Consider the following 16649-nt stretch of genomic DNA (forward strand, 5'->3'; position numbering starts at 1 on the left):
CCGCGGAGACGGCGGCCGGCCCGGCCAACGGGCGGAGCCTCTGCCGATGTCGGCGAATCTGGAATGGCCGCTGCGGCGCAGGGTCTGGGTGACCTTCCTGATCGTGCCGCCGCTGGCGTTTATGACGGCGTTCGTCGTCGTGCCGATTCTCTCCGCCTTCGTCTACGCGTTCTATGACTGGCAGGGGCTGAAGCGCGCCGACTTCGTCGGGCTGCGGAACTTCCTCGACGTGCTGGGGCGCGAGCCCTGGGCGGCGACGACCTGGCGGGCCTTCGGGCACAACGTCATCGTCTTCGTGACGCTGATGATCCTGCAAAACGGGTTCGGCTTCCTGCTCGCCTACGCGCTGTCGCGGCAATTGCCGGGGCATCGCTTTCACCGCGTGGCGGTATTCCTGCCCGTGATCCTGTCCAGCGTGATCGTCGCGCTGGTGTGGAAGCAGTTCCTGCATCCGGTGTTCGGCCTCCTGAACAAGACGCTGGGACTGCTCGGCTTCGGCGCGGTGACGACGCCGTGGCTGGGGCTCAGCGAAACCGCCCTGTGGGCGCTTATCCTCGTCAACGCCTGGCATTGGGTCGGCTTCCCGACCCTCGTGTTCCTCGCGGGCATCCAGCGCATCCCGCCCGACATCATCGAGGCGAGCCGCATCGACGGCGTCACCGAGTGGCAGCTCGTCTCGCGGATCGTCTGGCCGCTGGTGGCCCCCAGCGCCACGGTGGTGTTCATCCTGCTCTTCATCGGCGCGTTCAACTGGTTCGAACTGCCCTATCTGATGTCGGGGCTCGAAGGCTCTCCCTACGGCTCCACGGACGTGCTGGGCCTGTTCTTCTACCGCACGGCCTTTGGCAACCAGAGCTCCGGCGCACAGGACTTCGGCCACGGCTCGGCGCTGGCGGTGCTCATGTTCGTCTTCATCGCAGCGGTCTCGGCCGTGTGGACCGTGCGCCTGCGCCGGCGGGAGATCGAGCTGTCATGAGCCGCGCCGCCGCCCACCACGCACCGGACCACGCCAAGGGGCCCGCGGCCGGCGCGGCGGCCCTGCTGCTGCAGATCCTTCTCGTCGCCAACAGCTTCATCATGATCTTCCCGATCCTGATGATGGCGGCGTTCGGCTTCAAATCGACGGCGGAGATCTTCAGCAAGCCCTTCGCCTTCCCCGATCTCACGAACCTGAAGAACTACGTCACGGTTCTGGTCGAGACGAATTTCTTCCTCTATCTCGGCAATTCGCTTCTCATCACCGGCACGTCCATCCTCGGCATCCTGACGCTCGGCACGATGGCCGCCTACGGCCTCGCCCGCTACTCGTTCCGGGGCAACATCGCGATCTATCTGTTCTTCCTGGCGGGACTGATGGTGCCGCTGAAGCTCGCGGTGATCCCGCTCTTCATCCAGATGCGCGATCTCGATCTTCTGGATTCCCGCCTCGGGCTGATCATCATCTACATCGCCATGGGCCTGCCCTCGGCGGTGTTCATCCTCACCGGCTTCCTGCGCACGCTGCCCAGCGAACTGGAGGACGCGGCGCGCATCGACGGGGCGGGCGACGCCCGCATCATGTGGTCCGTCATGCTGCCGCTGACGAAGCCCGCCATGGTGATCGCCGCCATCCACAACGCGGTACCGATCTGGAACGACTTCTTCTTCCCCCTCGTCTTCGTCCAGACCGACGCGCGCAAGACGCTGCCCCAGGGGCTCACCGCCTTCATGGGCGAGTACACCACCAACTGGGGCGTGCTGTTCGCCGGGCTGACGCTCTCAGCGCTGCCGATCACCATCGTCTACATCCTGCTCTCCAAGCAGTTCATCCAGGGAATGACCTCCGGAGCGGTGAAGTGAGGACGATCCCCAAGGGCGCGCTGGTCGTCTCGTGCCAGGCGCGCGCCGACAACCCGCTGCATGGTCCGGTTTTCATGGCGGCCATGGCGAGGGCCGCCGAGCAGGGCGGCGCGGGGGCCATCCGCGCCAACGGTCCGGCCGACATCGCCGCCATCCGCGCCGTCACCGGTTTGCCGATCGTCGGAATCCTCAAGCACTGGCGCGACGGCATTCCCGTCTACATCACTCCCGACTTTGCGAGCGCGAGCGCCGTCGCGGCGGCGGGGGCCGACATCGTCGCGGTCGACGCCACGCCCCGCGAGCGCGGCGGCGAGACGCTCGAAACCCTGGTCAGGCGCATTCGCGACGAGCTGCGCAAGCCGGTTTTCGCCGACGTGTCGACGCTGGAGGAAGGCGTTGCGGCCGATGCGATGGGCGTCGACTACATCGCCACCACGCTGGCGGGATACACGGACGAGACCGCCTCCCCCCGCTCGGCGGGGCCGGATTTCATGCTGGTCGAGGCGCTGGCGCGGCGCTGCCGCGCGCCGGTGGTCGCCGAAGGGCGTTTCGACACGCCCGACCTTGCCGCCGAGGCGCTGGCGCGCGGGGCGCACGCGGTCGTGGTCGGCACGATGATCACCAACCCCCGCGAGATCACGCGGCGCTTCGCGGCCGCGCTCGGCCCGGCGGCCTGACGTGGCGCGCGTCGGGCTCGGCATCGACGCCGGCGGCTCGGCGACGCGCTGGGCGTTGTGGCGGGAGGGCGAGAGCGCGCCCTTCGCGACCGGCGAGGCCGGCCCCGCCTCCGGCCATCTGTTCGATCCCGCCGTGCGCGAGCGCTCGATGGCCTCCTTCGCGACCCTCGTTCGGGACGTGGCGGGCGCGGAGCGGCCCGACGCCGTCGCGGCCGGCGTCACCGGCCTCGGCGCTGGAACGGAGCAGGCCGAGACCTTCCGCTCGCTCCTCTCGGCAGGGCTCGGCGTTCCGCCCGACAAGATCGCCATCGGCGACGACATGTGGATCGCCTATCGCGCCGTGTTCGCGCCGGGCGAAGGCGGGGTCATCTACGCCGGCACGGGCTCGGTCGGCTACGCCATCCGGGCCGACGGCACGGCGCTTAAGGTGGGCGGCTACGGCGTGGTCATCGACGATGGCGGCTCCGCCTTCTGGATCGCCCGGGAGGCCCTGCGCGCGGTCCTGCGCGCCCGCGACGAAGATCCCGGCTCGGAAGGCCCGCTCGCGGTGCGGCTCTACGAACGCGTCGGCGGCTCGTCCTGGGCGGCGATCCGCGCGGCGGTATACGGCACGGACCGGGGCGGCGTGGCCGCGCTGGCGCCGGTGGTGGCCGCCGCCGCCCGTGAGGGAGACGCGACGGCGCTCGCCATTTTGGAGGCCGCCGGCCGCGAGCTTGCGCGGCTGGGCGCCATCCTGGCGAGGCGCGCGCCCGCCGCCCGGCTCGCAATCATGGGCGGGGGCGCGAAGCTTCACCCCGCCATCGTAACGGCTCTGGAGAAGGCCCTGCCGCCAGGCGTCGCGTGTCGCGTGGAAAACCCGGCCATCGCGGAGGCGGCGGCGCGCGTCGCGCTGGAGGGCGTAACGCCGCCAGCCTAATCATTTCTCTCTCGCGTCGCGCCCGAGCCGTTCGAGGATGCCGGCGATCTCCGTCCAGTGGAAACGCAGCGCGGTCTCGCCGTCTTCCGTCAGGCCGAACGAGGGCAGCGACCAGTCGTCGTTCGCCGCGTCGCGCCGCTGGGCAAGCCCGAGGGCGCGCAGGCCCTCGTAGACGCGCAGGGTCCGCGCATCCTGCGGCGTCACGCCGCCAGCGGCGAGGGCGACCAGCGCCACCACGTCGCGGTCCTCCAGCAGCTCGCCGGGAACGATCTCGATGGGCATGTCGGCCTCCACAAGCAAGGCGCGAACATGTAACGCGCGGCGTCCGGGATTCAAGCCGCGCTTCGGCCGAGCTCCCGCATGCGCGCCAGCCAGCCCTCCCGCGCGGACGCGGACGCGCCGCCCACGCCGCCGAGATAGGTGACGCGGACGGGGCTGATTCCCACGAAATTCAGGATGGAGCGCTTCAAGGCCTGCACTCCGTGCGCCATGTAGAACCAGCGATAGACGAAGGCCGGCATGCCCATCGTCACGACGATGCGCGCCGAGCGGCCCGCGAGTTTCTTTTCCGGAAAGCCCTTTTCGCGATAGGCGAAGGCCACGCCCGGTCGGAACGTCTGTTCCAGGAACGCCTTGACGAGCGCCGGCATGGTCCCGAGCCAGAGCGGGAAGACGAGGACGATGTGCTGCGCCCGCGCCAGCGCGCCGGCGGCGTCGGCCAGAGAGGGCGGCGGGCCGGCGTGCTCGAAGGCCTCCTGCGTGCGCAGGAACGGCACGTCGAGCGTCGCGATCTCGATCATTTCGACGTCATGGCCGGCCGCCCGAGCGCCCTCGGCGTAAGCCTTCGCCAGCGCGTCGCACAGATGCCCCGGAGCGGGATCGGGATGACCTTGCAGGATGAGGATGCGTGTCATGCGTTCCTCCTCGCGTCGCGGCCGATCGCCGGCCGATCAGGGCAGCTCGACGACTTCTCCCTCGCGCAGCGTCACGCGCCGGTCCATGCGCGCCGCCAGTTCGAGATTGTGGGTGGCGACGACCGCCGCCAGCCCGGTCTGCTTGGCGAGCGTCGTGAGCGTGTCGAACACGTGCGACGACGTGTGCGGGTCGAGATTCCCGGTCGGCTCGTCCGCGAGCAGGATGCGCGGCGCGTTGGCGACCGCCCTGGCGATGGCGACGCGCTGCTGCTCGCCGCCGGACAGTTCCGCGGGCCTGTGCCGCAGCCGCTCGCCGATGCCGAGATAGGAGAGCAGGTTGGCGGCTCGCTCGCGGGCCTCGGCGCGTCCCAGGCCGCGAATGAGCTGCGGGGCCATCACGTTCTCCAGCGCGGTAAACTCGGGCAGGAGATGATGCGACTGGTAGACGAAGCCGATTTCCAGACGCCGGATGGCGGTGCGTTCGTTGTCCGCCAGCCCCACCGTGGGGCGGGAGGACACGTAGACCTCGCCGGCGTCGGGGCGTTCCAGCAGCCCGGCCAGGTGAAGCAGGGTGGACTTGCCCGTTCCCGACGGCGCGACGAGCGCCACCGACTGCCCCGCCCACACCGCCAGCGAGGCGCCGCGCAGGATGTCGAGCGTGCCTTCCTTGCCCTCCTTGTAGCGCCTGTGGGCCTGGTAGACGTAGAGGACGGGATCGGGATAGGCGGCCGGCTCACTCATAGCGCAGCGCCTCCACGGGATCGAGCCGCGCGGCGCGCCAGGACGGGTAGAGCGTGGCGATCAACGAGAGCACCAGGGCCATGCCGACGATGGTCGCGACCTCGCGCGGGTTCACCTCCGAGGGCAGCCTACTGAGGAAATAGAACTCCGCCGGAAACAGGTTCGCGCCGGTGAGGTTCGACATCACCACCCGGATGTTCTCGACGTTCAGGCTGATGACGAGGCCAAGCCCGAAGCCGGCCAGCGTGCCGACCACGCCGATGGCCGCGCCGGTGATGAGGAAGATGCGCATGATCGAACCGCGCGTCGCTCCCATCGTGCGCAGGATGGCGATGTCGGCGCTCTTGTCCTTCACCAGCATGATGAGGCCGGAGACGATGTTGAGCGCGGCCACCAGCACGATCAGCATCAGGATGAGGAACATGACGTTGCGCTCGACCTCGAGCACGCCGAAGAACGTCTTGTTGCGCTGCCGCCAGTCGGACAGCGTGATCGGCCGCTCGATGCCGTTGTCGATGGCGTTCCGCGCCTCGTCGATCCGCTCCGGTTGCGAGAGGAAGATCTCGATGGCCGTGGCGTCGCCGTCGCGATTGAAGAAGGCCTGCGCGTCGGTCAGCGGCATGTAGACGAAGCCGGCGTCGAACTCGGACATGCCGACTTCGAACACCGCGACCACCGGGTAGCTCTTGATCCGCGGCGTGACGCCGAACGGCGTCTCCGCGCCCTTGGGCGCCGTCAGGGTCAGCGTGTCGCCGGGCCTCAGGAAGAGCTGCTCGGCCAGGCGGCGGCCGATAGCCACGCCGCCGGAGACGTCGAAGCCCTGCAGCGTGCCGCCGGGCTGGATCGTGTTGCCGATGGCCGGGATGCGGACGATGTCCTTTTCCCGCACGCCGCGCACCAGCACGCCGCCCGCCCCCGCCTGGCTGGACGCCAGCGCCTGCCCCTCGACCATGGGAAAGGCCAGCTTGACGCCCGGGATCGCGTTGAGGCTGTCGGCCAGTTCGGCGTAGTCGGTCAGCGGCTTGTCGATGGCGCCGACGAAGATGTGGCCGTTGATGCCGACGATCTTGTTCAGGAGCTCGCTGCGAAAGCCGTTCATCACCGACATGACGATGATAAGCGTGGCGACGCCGAGCATGATGCCGGCGAACGAGAACCCGGCGATGACCGAGATGAAGCCTTCGCGGCGGCGCGCGCGCAGGTAGCGCGCGGCGACCATCCACTCGAACACCGAGAACGGCCGCGCGCCGGTTGGTGCCGCCCCGCGGGCCTCGCTGGCCGCCATGCGGGTCAGGCCGACAGCAGCGCCACCGCGTCCTCCACGGTGACGAGCGTGCGCTCGCCCGTGGCGCGGCGTTTCAGTTCGACCTTGCCCTCGGCGAGGCCCTTCGGCCCGACCAGGACCTGCCAGGGCATGCCGACGAGGTCGGCCGTCGCGAACTTCGCGCCGGGGCGCTCCTCGCGGTCGTCGTAGAGCACGTCGACCCCGCGCGCGCCCAGCGCCCGGTAGATCGTCTCGCACGCCGCGTCGGTGCCGCTGTCGCCGACCTTGAGGTTGAGCAGCGCCACCCTGAAGGGAGCGACGGCGTCCGGCCAGATGATCCCCGCCTCGTCGTGCGAGGCCTCGATCAGCGCCGCCGCGAGGCGCGACGGCCCGATGCCGTAGGAGCCCATATGAACCGGCCGCTCGACGCCGTCCGGCCCGCTGACCATGGCTTTCATCGGCGCGGAGTACTTGGTGCCGAAATAGAAGATGTGGCCGACCTCGATGCCGCGCGCGCTGACCTTGCGCTCGCCGGGGATCGCCTCGAAGGCGGCGGCGTCGTGCATCTCGCTGGTCGCGGCGTAGGGCGTCGTCCACGCCTCGACGATCGACTGCAGCGCCGCCGGGTCGTCGAAATTCGTGTCCGCGCCGGGCACCGGCAGGTCCAGCACCGAGCGGTCGCAATACACCTCGCTCTCGCCGGTGGAGGCCAGGATGATGAACTCGTGGCTGAGGTCGCCGCCGATGGGACCGGTGTCGGCGCGCATCGGGATGGACGTCAGGCCGAGGCGCTGGAAGGTCCGCAGGTAAGCCACGAACATCTTGTTGTAGGAGTGACGCGCGGCGTCCTTGTCCAGGTCGAACGAGTAGGCGTCCTTCATCAGGAACTCGCGCGAGCGCATGACGCCGAAGCGCGGCCGCACCTCGTCCCGGAACTTCCACTGGATGTGGTAGAGATTGAGCGGAAGATCCTTGTAGGACCGCACATAGGCGCGGAAGATCTCCGTGATCATCTCCTCGTTGGTCGGCCCGAACAGCATGTCGCGCTCGTGCCGATCCTTGATGCGCAGCATTTCCTTGCCGTAGGCCTCGTAGCGGCCGGACTCGCGCCACAGGTCGGCCGACTGGATGGTCGGCATCAGCAGCTCGATGGCGCCGGAACGGTTCTGCTCCTCGCGCACGATGGCGTTGATCTTGTTGAGCACACGCAGGCCCGCCGGCAGCCAGGCATAGATGCCCGCCGCCTCCTGGCGGATGAGGCCCGCCCGCAGCATCAGCCGATGCGAGACGATCTCGGCTTCCTTCGGGGTCTCGCGCAGGATCGGGAGGAAATAGCGGGAAAGGCGCATGGGATCGTGGAATCGCTCTGGCTGCGACGGCCCGGATTCGGGGCGCGTCTCCTGACGTCGTTCATGAAAACCATCGACGCGCAAAACACAAGCCGCCCCGGGGACGTCGGGAGCGTTCACAGGGTTCCGAGGGAATGTGGCGCGAGCTTGGCCGTGCCTTCAAAAGAGGCGGTGACTGCCCCCGCCGTCGGCGCTTTCGGCGCGCCTCGACAGACCCCGGAGGGAGCGGCCGGCGAGCGGCATCATTTTCGAGGCAGGTCGTGCACAAATGGGTGACAGGGCCAATTCCGTGGGCTATGAGTCAAAGCCAGACAGAACAGGCTCGCTGCCGGAGCAACCGGTACAAGGGCTCGGGTCCAAGTCTTGGGAGGAAGACAGCCAGAACGCTTCAAGAGGGCGTCTGGGTCATCCAGAGTGGCGGCGCCTTTATGGCTGACGCATCGGATGGTCGACACTGACCTGAAAGGCAAGGCGAAAGCCTTGCCTTTTTTTCTTGGCGGGGCGGCCAAACCAAGACTCGGCGACCAAACTTCCCGAGCGAACACTTGGTCGTTGCTTCACGAGGACTTGCGCGTTGGCCCGCAGTTGCGGGCGAAGTTCTTCAGCCAGATCGCGGCCTTGACGACCTGATCGACGCGCCCGGCGGGCCCTCCCGGAAGCCTCAGATCCAGGTGAACCAGTAATACAACGCCGCCGTGACCGGGATCGCCGCGAGCGTGGTCCAGACAATCTTCTTGCCCATCATGGGCAGGCGCGGCGCGCCCGGATCGGAGCCGCTGACCGGCTCCGCCGCGTTGTCGGCGCCAGGCTCGTGCTGGGCGCGAACGCCGATCGGCAGCATGGCGAACAGCGTCAGCCACCAGACGATGAAGTAGAGCGCGATCGCGCCGCTGAGGCCCATGTGGTCTCCGTGTTAAGCCCGTCTCATGTCAGGCCTGCTCGAGTTCGACGAGCGTCCCGTTGAAGTCCTTCGGGTGGAGGAACAGCACCGGCTTGCCGTGCGCGCCGGTGCGCGGCTCCCCGTCTCCCAGAACGCGCGCGCCGCCGGCCTTCAACCTGTCGCGCGCGGCCAGGATGTCGTCCACTTCGTAGCACACGTGATGAATGCCGCCGTCCGGGTTCTTGTCCAGGAACCTGGCGATGGGCGACGACGCCCCCAGCGGCTCCAGAAACTCGATCTTGGTATTGGGCAACTCGACGAAGACGACCGTGACGCCATGCTCGGGCTGCGCCAGCGGCGCGGACACGGACGCGCCGAGCGTATCCCGGTAGAGCCGCGACGCCGCCTCCAGATCGCGGACCGCGATGGCGACATGGTTGAGACGACCGATCATGAAAGCCTCCTGCCTGCCCGACTGGCCGCGCAATCTAGCCGGAGCCGCGCCATTTGACCCCTCCGCCTTTCGGAGAGGCCGTGCCCTCAGACGACCAGGACGTGAACGTGGCAGCTCGGCTTCTTGCCCCACGCGTCGCCCACGGCGGCGCGGACGGCGCGCTCGACGGCGTTCTCGACCAGGTCCGGATCGCGCCGGCGCGCCTTCGGCAGCCCGTTGATGACGTTGAGGATCGCCTCCTCGATCACGTCCTCGAACGGCGTGCGGTCGCGCGTCACCTGCGGCAGGCCGGAGATCTCGAACGCGGGGTCGCCGACGAGGTCGCCGCGCGTGTCGAGCGCGATGGCCACCGACACCAGGCCGCCGAAGGACAGGCGGCGGCGCTCCTGCACCGTGGAGTCGCCCGCATGGATCAGCAGGGAGCCGTCCTTGTAGAGCCGGCCGCACGACACCTTGTCGATCACGCCCGCCTGGCCGGGACCGAGCAGCATGAGGTCGCCGTCGGTCGCCTCGATCACTTCATCCACGCCCAGCGAACGCGCCAGCGCCGCGTGCTCGTGCAGGTGAAGCGCCTCGCCATGCACCGGCACGGCGACGCGGGGCCGCACCCAGCGGTAGAGCTGCTCCAGCTCGCCGCGGCGCGGATGCCCCGAGACATGCACCATGTGGGTGCGGTCGGTGATGATCTCGACGCCCTGGCGGATGAGGGCGTTGACGATGCGGCCGACCGCCTTCTCGTTGCCCGGGATGGTGCGCGACGACAGGATGACGAGGTCCCCCGGCGCGAGCGTGATGTCGGGGTGCTGGTCCTCCGCCACCCGCGCCAGCGCGGCGCGCGGCTCGCCCTGGCTGCCGGTGAGCAGGGCGACGACCTTGTCGCGCGGAAGATAGCCGTAGGTCTCGGAACTGCGGAACGGCGGCAGGCCGTCGAGATAGCCGCATTCCGCCGCGACCTGCACGACCCTGTCCATGGCGCGGCCGACCGCGACCACTTCGCGCCCGCAAGCGAGCGCCGCCTCGGCCACCGCTCTGATGCGGGCGACGTTGGAGGCGAAGGTGGTCACCGCCACGCGATGCTTGGCGCCGGCCATGATGTCGCGCAGCGTGGCGGCGACGTCGGCCTCGCTCGGGCTCTCGCCGCCGCGCACGACGTTGGTGGAGTCGCACACCATGGCGCGCACGCCCTCGTCGCCGATTTCGCGCAGGCGCGCCTCGTCGGTGGCCCAGCCCGCGCCGGGCGTGGGATCGATCTTCCAGTCGCCGGTGTGCAGCACCGTCCCCGCCGGCGTGCGGATGGCCAGCGCCGTCGATTCCGGGATCGAGTGCGCCATCGCGATGAACTCGATTTCGAAGGGGCCGAGCGTGACGCGCGAGCCGCGATTCACGACGTTGATCGGCACCTTCCGCGCGCCCGGCTCGGAGAAGCGGCGGATCTCGAGAAGGCTCGCCGCGAACTGCGTGGCGTAGACGGGGGCCTGCAGCCGGGGCCAGAGGTCCATCAGCGCGCCGATATGGTCCTCGTGGGCGTGGGTGATGACAATTCCGAGCAGGTTGTGACGCTGCTCCTCGATGAACCGCAGGTCCGGCAGGATCAGGTCGATGCCGGGCAGGTCCTCGCCCGCGAAGCTCACGCCGCAGTCGACCAGGATCCACTTGCGGTCGCGCGGCGGCCCGAACCCGTAGAGGCTCGCGTTCATTCCGATCTCGCCGACGCCGCCCAGGGGCAGGAAAACCAGCTCGTCCGCTCCACGCACCATTACAACCCAGCTCCTTCATGTGTTTCGGACCGGGCGCCCGCCCCCACGGCCGACCCGTCCGCGCCGAGGAACACGTCGCCCGCCCGGATCGCGGCGACGACGCCGCCTTCGTCCAGAAGCAGGCTGCCATCCTCGGCAAGACCCTTGAATACACCACGGCGCTCGCCGCCCGGCAGCCGCACCCTCACCGGCCCGCCGACGCCGCCCGCCCGCGCCAGCCAGTCGGCCCGGATCGCCGCGAAACCGGCGCCCCGGTTCCACAATTCGATCGCCGCCGCCATGTTGCGCACCAGCGCCGCGGCGGCGTCCTCGACCGACACGGCGAAGCCGCGCACGGCCAGGTCAGTCGCAGGGTAGAGCGCCGTCTCCGGATGATGGGCGAGGTTGACGCCCATGCCGATCACGACCGCGCGCAGCCCAGCGCCGGGCCACGACACGCCTTCCACGAGGATACCCGCGCATTTTGCGCCGTCGAGCAGCAGGTCGTTGGGCCATTTGAGGCTGAGCCCGGCCGAGGCCGGGCCGATCAGGCCCGCCACGCTGCGATGCAGCGCGGCGCCGGCGACGAAGCCGAGTTGCGGGGCCACGCCGGCCGGCGCCGGCTCGACAAGCAGCAGGCTCGCATAGAGATTGCCCGGCGGCGACACCCAGTTGCGGCCGTGGCGTCCCCTGCCCTGCTCCTGCTGGCGGGCGATGATCCACAGGCGGCCGGGGTCGCCCTCGCGGGCCCGCCGCATCGCCTCGTCATTGGTGGAGCCGAGCCGCTCGTGCAGCTCGGCGCGATAGCCGGTCGACAGAGCCGCCTCGATCGGCCCCACGTCAGAACAGCGACCTGGCGGCGACCAATGCCGCCGTCACGAGCGGAGCCGGGAAGATCCAGAACGCCAGGTTGAACGCGCCGGACACGCCGATCACCGTTTTCAGCGTCAGGCTCATCGGCTGGAACGCCTCGCGTGGCTCGTCGAAGTACATCACCTTGACGATACGCAGGTAGTAGAACGCGCCGACCGCGCTGGTCAGCACGCCGATCACGGCGAGGCCATAGAGATGGGCGTTGATCGCGGCGGAGAACACGTACCACTTGGCGAAGAAACCCGCGAGCGGCGGAATGCCGGCCAGCGAGAACATCAGCATCGCGAGCACGAAGGCCATCGCCGGGTTGTTGCGGCCAAGGCCGGCGAGGTCGTCCACCGTCTCGACGTAGCGGTCCTGGACGCGCATGGCGAGAATGCAGGCGAAGGTGCCGAGCGTCATGGTGAGGTAGATCGCCATGTAGATGGCGACGCCCTGCACGCCTTCCACCGAGCCGGGGGCGAGACCCACCAGCGCAAAGCCCATGTGGCCGATGGACGAGTACGCCATCAGTCGCTTGATGTTGCGCTGGCCGATGGCGGCGAACGCGCCGAGCGCCATCGACGCGATGGCGATGAACACGATGATCTGCTGCCACTGGCCGGTGATGCCGGGGAAGGCGGTGATGACCACGCGCAGCAGCACGGCCATCGCCGCCATCTTCGGCGCGGACGCGAAGAAGGCGGTCACCGGCGTGGGCGCGCCCTCGTAGACGTCCGGCGTCCACATGTGGAACGGCACGGCCGAGATCTTGAACGCCAATCCGGCGAGCACGAAGACGAGGCCGAAGACGACGCCGATCGAACCGTTGCCCGACAGCGCTGCGGCGATGCCCTGGAAGGTCACCGAGCCGGTCATTCCGTAGACGATCGAGGCGCCGTAGAGCAGCATGCCGGACGACAGCGCGCCGAGGACGAAGTATTTCAGTCCCGCCTCGGACGAGCGCTCGTTGTCGCGATGGATGGCCGCCACGACGTAGAGCGACAGGCTCATCAGCTCGAGGCCGAGATAGAGCGCGATGAGGTCGCCGGCCGAGATCAGCATCATCATGCCGAGCGTCGAGAGCACGACGAGGATCGGGAACTCGAACCGGTCGGTCCGCTCACCCCGCAGGAACTCGCCGGACATCGCCAGCGTGACGATGGAGCCGATGAGCGTCGCCACCTTCATGAAGCGGGCGAAGCCGTCGACGATGAAGGAGCCGTTGAACGTCACCACCTTGCCGGCCGGCTGCATCGCCACGACGACCAGCGCCGCCAGCAGCAGCACGAGCCCGCCGGCCGAAACGGAAGCGGCCGACCTCTCGCCGCGGATGGCGCCGACCAGCACGAGCACCAGCGCGCCCACGGCGAGCAGGATCTCCGGAAGGGCGGGGCCGAAGGCCGGTACGGCGGCATGGATCCCAGGCATCGATCAACCTTCAACCAATTGGCGCGAGGCGCGTGACGTTTCGACGGCTTCGTTCAGTGGGCGACCAGCGACGCCGTCTGCGCGGCGGCGCCGAGGGCGGCCTGCGTGCCCTTGAGCAGGGCTTCCGTGGAGGCGGCGAACGCGTCCAGCACGGGCGCGGGATGCACGCCGTAATAGACGGTGAGCAGGATGAGCGGCAGCAGCACCGCCACCTCGCGCGCCGACAGGTCCGGCATCTGCATCAGAGCGGGCTTCTCCAGCGGCCCGAACAGCACGCGGGCATAGAGCCACAGCGCGTAGGCCGCGGAGAGGATGACGCCGGTGGTGGCGAAGAACGCCACCCAGGTGTTGGACCGGAAGGCCCCGAGCAGCGTCAGGAACTCGCCGACGAACCCGGACGTCCCCGGCAGGCCGACATTGGCCATGGTGAACACCATCATGGCCACGGCATAGAGCGGCATGCGCGCGGCCAGCCCGCCATAGGCGGCGATCTCGCGGGTGTGCAGGCGGTCGTAGACCACGCCGACGCACAGGAAGAGCGCGCCGGACACGATGCCGTGGCTGACCATCTGGAACATCGCGCCCTGGATGCCCTGCTGCGTCAAGGTGAACAGGCCCATCGTGACGAAGCCCATGTGCGCCACAGAGGAGTAGGCGATGAGCTTCTTGATGTCCTCCTGCATCAGCGCCACCAGCGACGTGTAGACGATGGCGATGACGGAGAGGGCGAACACGAACGGCGCGAAATAGAGCGAGGCGTCCGGGAACATCGGGATCGAGAAGCGGATGAACCCGTAGCCGCCCATCTTCAGCAGGATCGCGGCCAGAATCACCGAGCCCGCCGTGGGCGCCTCGACGTGCGCGTCGGGCAGCCAGGTGTGGACCGGCCACATCGGCATCTTCACCGCGAACGACGCGAAGAAGGCGAGCCACAGCCAGAACTGCATGCCGTGCGGAAACTTGTGCGTCAGCAGCGTCGGGATGTCCGTCGTGCCGGCGTCCCAGTACATCGCCATCACGGCGAGCAGCATCAGCAGCGAGCCGACCAGCGTGTACAGGAAGAACTTGAAGCTCGCGTAGATGCGGCGCTTGCCGCCCCAGATGCCGATGATCAGGAACATCGGGATCAGGCCGGCCTCGAAGAACAGGTAGAACGCCACGAGGTCGAGCGCGGCGAACACGCCGATCATTAGCGTCTCGAGCACGAGGAACGCGATGAAGTACTCCTTCACGCGCTTCTCGACGTTCACCCACGAGGCCACGATGCAGAACGGCATCAGGAACGTGGTGAGCAGCACGAACGGCATCGAGAAGCCGTCGACGCCCAGCTTGAAGCGGATCGTCTCCGACAGCCAGCTCCACTCCTCGACGAGCTGGAAGGCCGGGTTGGCCGGATCGAAGCGGCCCCAGGCGACGAGCGACAGCAGGAAGGTGATGACCGTGGCCGCGAGCGCGATCCAGCGGATGTTCGTGCGCCCCGCCTCGGTGTCGTCGCCGACCATCAGGATGAACAGGGCGCCGGCCAGCGGCAGGACGAGCAGCCCCAGGAGAAGGTGGTCGGTCATCTCAGTGCGCTCCGCCCAGCATGTACCAGGTGACAAGGGCCGCCACGCCGATCAGCATCGCGAAGGCGTAATGGTAGACATAGCCGGTCTGCAGCCGCACCACGGCCTGGGTGATGTCCACGACGCGGGCGGAGACCCCGTCGGGACCCATGCCGTCAATCACCGCGCCGTCGCCCTTCTTCCACAGGAAGCGGCCGATCCACTTCGCGGTGCGCACGAAGATGACGTCGTAGAGCTCGTCGAAGTACCACTTGTTCAGCAGGAACTTGTAGAGGCCCGGCTGGCTCTCGGCGAGCGCGCGCGGCAGGTGCGGCGCCTTGATGTAGAACAGCCAGGACACGGCGAAGCCGATCACCATCGCCACGGTCGGCGCCCACACCACCCAGACAGGCGGGTGCTCCTCGTGTTCCGGAAGCACCAGCGCGCCGTTCCAGAAGTGCTCGGCGTCGTGGCCGAGGAACGCGCCGTTGAAGGCGAGGCCGGCCGCCAGCGCGCCCAGCGCCAGAACCGCCAGCGGCACCAACATGGTCAGCGGCGATTCGTGCGGCTCGTGCGCCCCATGGCCATGGCCATGAGCGTCGTGGGCGTCGCCCGCGTCGTCGCCATGCGCGTGAGAGCCGTGCGTGTCGTCCTCCGCCTGCGCGTGATGCACGTGCGGGTCGTGCCCATGCGCCGTATCCCAGCGCGGCTGGCCCATGAACGTCAGGAAGAACAGCCGCCACGAATAGAACGAGGTCAGCCCGGCCGTGATCACCAGCAGGATGAAGCCGTAGCTGTTGCCGAACACGTGGGTCGCGTAGGCCGACTCGATGATGGCGTCCTTCGAGAAGTACCCCGCCGTCAGCGGGAAGCCGGTCAGCGCGAGCGTGCCGATGGCCATCATCGCCGTCGTGAACGGGATCTTGCGCGCCAGTCCGCCCATGTGGCGGATGTCCTGTTCGTGGTGCATCGCGTGGATGACCGAGCCGGCGCCGAGGAACAGCAGGGCCTTGAAGAAGGCGTGGGTGAACAGGTGGAAGATGCCCGCGCCGAACGCCCCCGCTCCCAGCGCGACGAACATGTAGCCAAGCTGCGAGCAGGTGGAATAGGCGATCACGCGCTTGATGTCGTTCTGCACCAGGCCGACCGTTCCGGCGAAGAACGCCGTCGTCGCGCCGACGACCAGCACCGCACCCATCGCCACCGGCGACAGCTCGAACAGCGGCGACAGCCGCGCCACCATGAAGACGCCGGCGGTGACCATGGTCGCCGCGTGGATGAGCGCGGAAACGGGGGTCGGGCCCTCCATCGCGTCCGGCAGCCAGGTGTGCAGCAGGAACTGCGCCGACTTGCCCATCGCGCCCATGAACAGCAGCAGGCAGGCGATGGTGATGGCGTTCCAGTCGTAGCCGATGAAGTGGAACGTGGTCTTCGCCACCTCCTCCGCCTTGGGGAAGATGTCGGCGAAGGCCACCGAGCCGAACAGCACGAACACCAGGAAGATGCCGAGCGCGAAGCCGAAATCGCCGACGCGGTTGACGATGAAGGCCTTCATGGCGGCGGCGACGGCCGAGGGCTTCTGGTACCAGAAGCCGATCAGCAGATACGAGGCCAGGCCCACGCCTTCCCAGCCGAAGAACATCTGGACCAGGTTGTCGGCCGTCACGAGCATCAGCATCGCGAAGGTGAACAGCGACAGGTAGGCGAAGAAACGGGGACGGTCGGGGTCCTCGTTCATGTAGCCGATCGAGTAGAGGTGCACGAGCGACGACACCGTGTTGACCACGATCAGCATCACCGCCGTCAGCGTGTCGATCCGGAACGCCCAGTCGACGACCAGCCCGCCGGAGGACATCCAGCGCATCACCTGGACATGCTCGACCTGATGCCCGTAGCCGACCGCGAAGAAAGCGAACCAGGACAGCGCCGCGGCCGCCATCAGCAGCGCGGTGGTGACCACCTCGCTCGCCCGCGCCCCGATGTACCGCCCGAACAGGCCAGCAATGAAGAAACCGATCAGCGGCAGGAAGACGATCGCCTTGTACAACACGG

General features: G+C 68.5%; 17 protein-coding genes. 5 read left to right on the plus strand and 12 right to left on the minus strand.

Annotated features, from left to right (window positions below):
- The first annotated feature begins 46 nt into the window (after positions 1 to 46).
- From NK718_RS07055 to NK718_RS07070, 4 genes are read left to right on the plus strand one after another with little or no spacing between them, the layout of a single operon-like run.
- Positions 47 to 976: a carbohydrate ABC transporter permease gene (locus tag NK718_RS07055; protein ID WP_254740019.1), complete on the plus strand. Its 930-nt coding sequence runs from the start codon at positions 47 to 49 to the stop codon at positions 974 to 976.
- Entirely contained in the window at positions 973 to 1839 is an 867-nt protein-coding gene (locus NK718_RS07060; protein WP_254740021.1) for a carbohydrate ABC transporter permease, read from the plus strand. The genes NK718_RS07055 and NK718_RS07060 overlap by 4 nt, the downstream gene beginning before the upstream one ends.
- Positions 1836 to 2516, plus strand: a complete 681-nt coding sequence (locus NK718_RS07065; protein WP_254740023.1) for an N-acetylmannosamine-6-phosphate 2-epimerase — start codon at positions 1836 to 1838, stop codon at positions 2514 to 2516. Before NK718_RS07060 ends, NK718_RS07065 begins: the two co-directional genes overlap by 4 nt.
- Before the next feature lies 1 nt (position 2517).
- The gene (locus NK718_RS07070; RefSeq protein WP_254740025.1) at positions 2518 to 3432 is read left to right on the plus strand and encodes an N-acetylglucosamine kinase; all 915 of its coding nucleotides are present in this window, start codon (positions 2518 to 2520) and stop codon (positions 3430 to 3432) included.
- Here NK718_RS07070 and NK718_RS07075 read toward each other — a convergent pair whose 3' ends face one another.
- Genes NK718_RS07075 through proS form a run of 5 tightly spaced genes read right to left on the minus strand, consistent with a single transcriptional unit; the run spans position 3433 to position 7700 of the window.
- Positions 3433 to 3714, minus strand: coding sequence for a hypothetical protein (locus NK718_RS07075; protein ID WP_254740027.1), 282 nt, complete (start codon positions 3712 to 3714; stop codon positions 3433 to 3435).
- 50 nt (positions 3715 to 3764) lie between these two features.
- Positions 3765 to 4346, minus strand: a complete 582-nt coding sequence (locus NK718_RS07080; protein ID WP_254740029.1) for an NAD(P)H-dependent oxidoreductase — start codon at positions 4344 to 4346, stop codon at positions 3765 to 3767.
- Between the two features lie 36 nt (positions 4347 to 4382).
- Complete coding sequence (locus tag NK718_RS07085; protein ID WP_254740031.1) at positions 4383 to 5087, minus strand: ABC transporter ATP-binding protein; 705 nt, start codon at positions 5085 to 5087, stop codon at positions 4383 to 4385.
- Entirely contained in the window at positions 5080 to 6372 is a 1293-nt protein-coding gene (locus NK718_RS07090; protein WP_254740033.1) for a lipoprotein-releasing ABC transporter permease subunit, read from the minus strand. The genes NK718_RS07085 and NK718_RS07090 overlap by 8 nt, the downstream gene beginning before the upstream one ends.
- A gap of 5 nt (positions 6373 to 6377) precedes the next feature.
- On the minus strand, positions 6378 to 7700 hold the full coding sequence (gene proS / locus NK718_RS07095; RefSeq protein ID WP_254740035.1) for a proline--tRNA ligase: 1323 nt from the start codon (positions 7698 to 7700) through the stop codon (positions 6378 to 6380).
- A 444-nt stretch (positions 7701 to 8144) separates the two neighbouring features.
- Here proS and NK718_RS07100 point away from each other — a divergent pair, with 444 nt between their 5' ends.
- Positions 8145 to 8330 carry a hypothetical protein gene (locus NK718_RS07100; RefSeq protein ID WP_254740037.1) on the plus strand — a complete coding sequence of 62 codons (186 nt, stop codon included), beginning with the start codon at positions 8145 to 8147 and terminating at the stop codon, positions 8328 to 8330.
- 31 nt (positions 8331 to 8361) lie between these two features.
- On the opposite strand, the gene NK718_RS07105 is transcribed toward NK718_RS07100, so the two are convergent.
- The 7 genes from NK718_RS07105 to nuoL all read right to left on the minus strand — a co-directional run bounded on the left by NK718_RS07105 (position 8362) and on the right by nuoL (position 16644).
- Positions 8362 to 8601: a DUF1467 family protein gene (locus NK718_RS07105; RefSeq protein WP_254740039.1), complete on the minus strand. Its 240-nt coding sequence runs from the start codon at positions 8599 to 8601 to the stop codon at positions 8362 to 8364.
- A gap of 28 nt (positions 8602 to 8629) precedes the next feature.
- The gene (gene mce / locus NK718_RS07110) at positions 8630 to 9034 is read right to left on the minus strand and encodes a methylmalonyl-CoA epimerase (protein WP_254740041.1); all 405 of its coding nucleotides are present in this window, start codon (positions 9032 to 9034) and stop codon (positions 8630 to 8632) included.
- Between the two features lie 86 nt (positions 9035 to 9120).
- The gene (locus tag NK718_RS07115) at positions 9121 to 10791 is read right to left on the minus strand and encodes a ribonuclease J (protein WP_254740043.1); all 1671 of its coding nucleotides are present in this window, start codon (positions 10789 to 10791) and stop codon (positions 9121 to 9123) included.
- Positions 10791 to 11609 (minus strand): biotin--[acetyl-CoA-carboxylase] ligase, encoded by an 819-nt coding sequence (locus NK718_RS07120; protein WP_254740045.1) that lies wholly within the window; start codon positions 11607 to 11609, stop codon positions 10791 to 10793. Before NK718_RS07120 ends, NK718_RS07115 begins: the two co-directional genes overlap by 1 nt.
- A gap of 1 nt (position 11610) precedes the next feature.
- Entirely contained in the window at positions 11611 to 13053 is a 1443-nt protein-coding gene (nuoN, locus tag NK718_RS07125) for an NADH-quinone oxidoreductase subunit NuoN (protein WP_254740047.1), read from the minus strand.
- 53 nt (positions 13054 to 13106) lie between these two features.
- Entirely contained in the window at positions 13107 to 14618 is a 1512-nt protein-coding gene (locus tag NK718_RS07130; RefSeq protein WP_254740049.1) for an NADH-quinone oxidoreductase subunit M, read from the minus strand.
- 1 nt (position 14619) lies between these two features.
- Positions 14620 to 16644: an NADH-quinone oxidoreductase subunit L gene (gene nuoL, locus NK718_RS07135; RefSeq protein ID WP_254740283.1), complete on the minus strand. Its 2025-nt coding sequence runs from the start codon at positions 16642 to 16644 to the stop codon at positions 14620 to 14622.
- Positions 16645 to 16649 lie beyond the last annotated feature (5 nt).

Origin of the sequence: Alsobacter ponti (assembly GCF_024294805.1) — a bacterium.
GTDB lineage: Bacteria > Pseudomonadota > Alphaproteobacteria > Rhizobiales > Beijerinckiaceae > Alsobacter > Alsobacter ponti.

Coding starts and splice junctions, on each gene's coding strand:
- NK718_RS07055 (WP_254740019.1), top strand. CDS start 47: ATGTCGGCGAATCTGGAATGGCCGCTGCGGCGCAGGGTCTGGGTGACC.
- NK718_RS07060 (WP_254740021.1), top strand. CDS start 973: ATGAGCCGCGCCGCCGCCCACCACGCACCGGACCACGCCAAGGGGCCC.
- NK718_RS07075 (WP_254740027.1), bottom strand. CDS start 3,714: ATGCCCATCGAGATCGTTCCCGGCGAGCTGCTGGAGGACCGCGACGTG.
- NK718_RS07080 (WP_254740029.1), bottom strand. CDS start 4,346: ATGACACGCATCCTCATCCTGCAAGGTCATCCCGATCCCGCTCCGGGG.
- NK718_RS07085 (WP_254740031.1), bottom strand. CDS start 5,087: ATGAGTGAGCCGGCCGCCTATCCCGATCCCGTCCTCTACGTCTACCAG.
- NK718_RS07090 (WP_254740033.1), bottom strand. CDS start 6,372: ATGGCGGCCAGCGAGGCCCGCGGGGCGGCACCAACCGGCGCGCGGCCG.
- proS (WP_254740035.1), bottom strand. CDS start 7,700: ATGCGCCTTTCCCGCTATTTCCTCCCGATCCTGCGCGAGACCCCGAAG.
- NK718_RS07100 (WP_254740037.1), top strand. CDS start 8,145: ATGGTCGACACTGACCTGAAAGGCAAGGCGAAAGCCTTGCCTTTTTTT.
- NK718_RS07105 (WP_254740039.1), bottom strand. CDS start 8,601: ATGGGCCTCAGCGGCGCGATCGCGCTCTACTTCATCGTCTGGTGGCTG.
- mce (WP_254740041.1), bottom strand. CDS start 9,034: ATGATCGGTCGTCTCAACCATGTCGCCATCGCGGTCCGCGATCTGGAG.
- NK718_RS07115 (WP_254740043.1), bottom strand. CDS start 10,791: ATGGTGCGTGGAGCGGACGAGCTGGTTTTCCTGCCCCTGGGCGGCGTC.
- nuoN (WP_254740047.1), bottom strand. CDS start 13,053: ATGCCTGGGATCCATGCCGCCGTACCGGCCTTCGGCCCCGCCCTTCCG.
- NK718_RS07130 (WP_254740049.1), bottom strand. CDS start 14,618: ATGACCGACCACCTTCTCCTGGGGCTGCTCGTCCTGCCGCTGGCCGGC.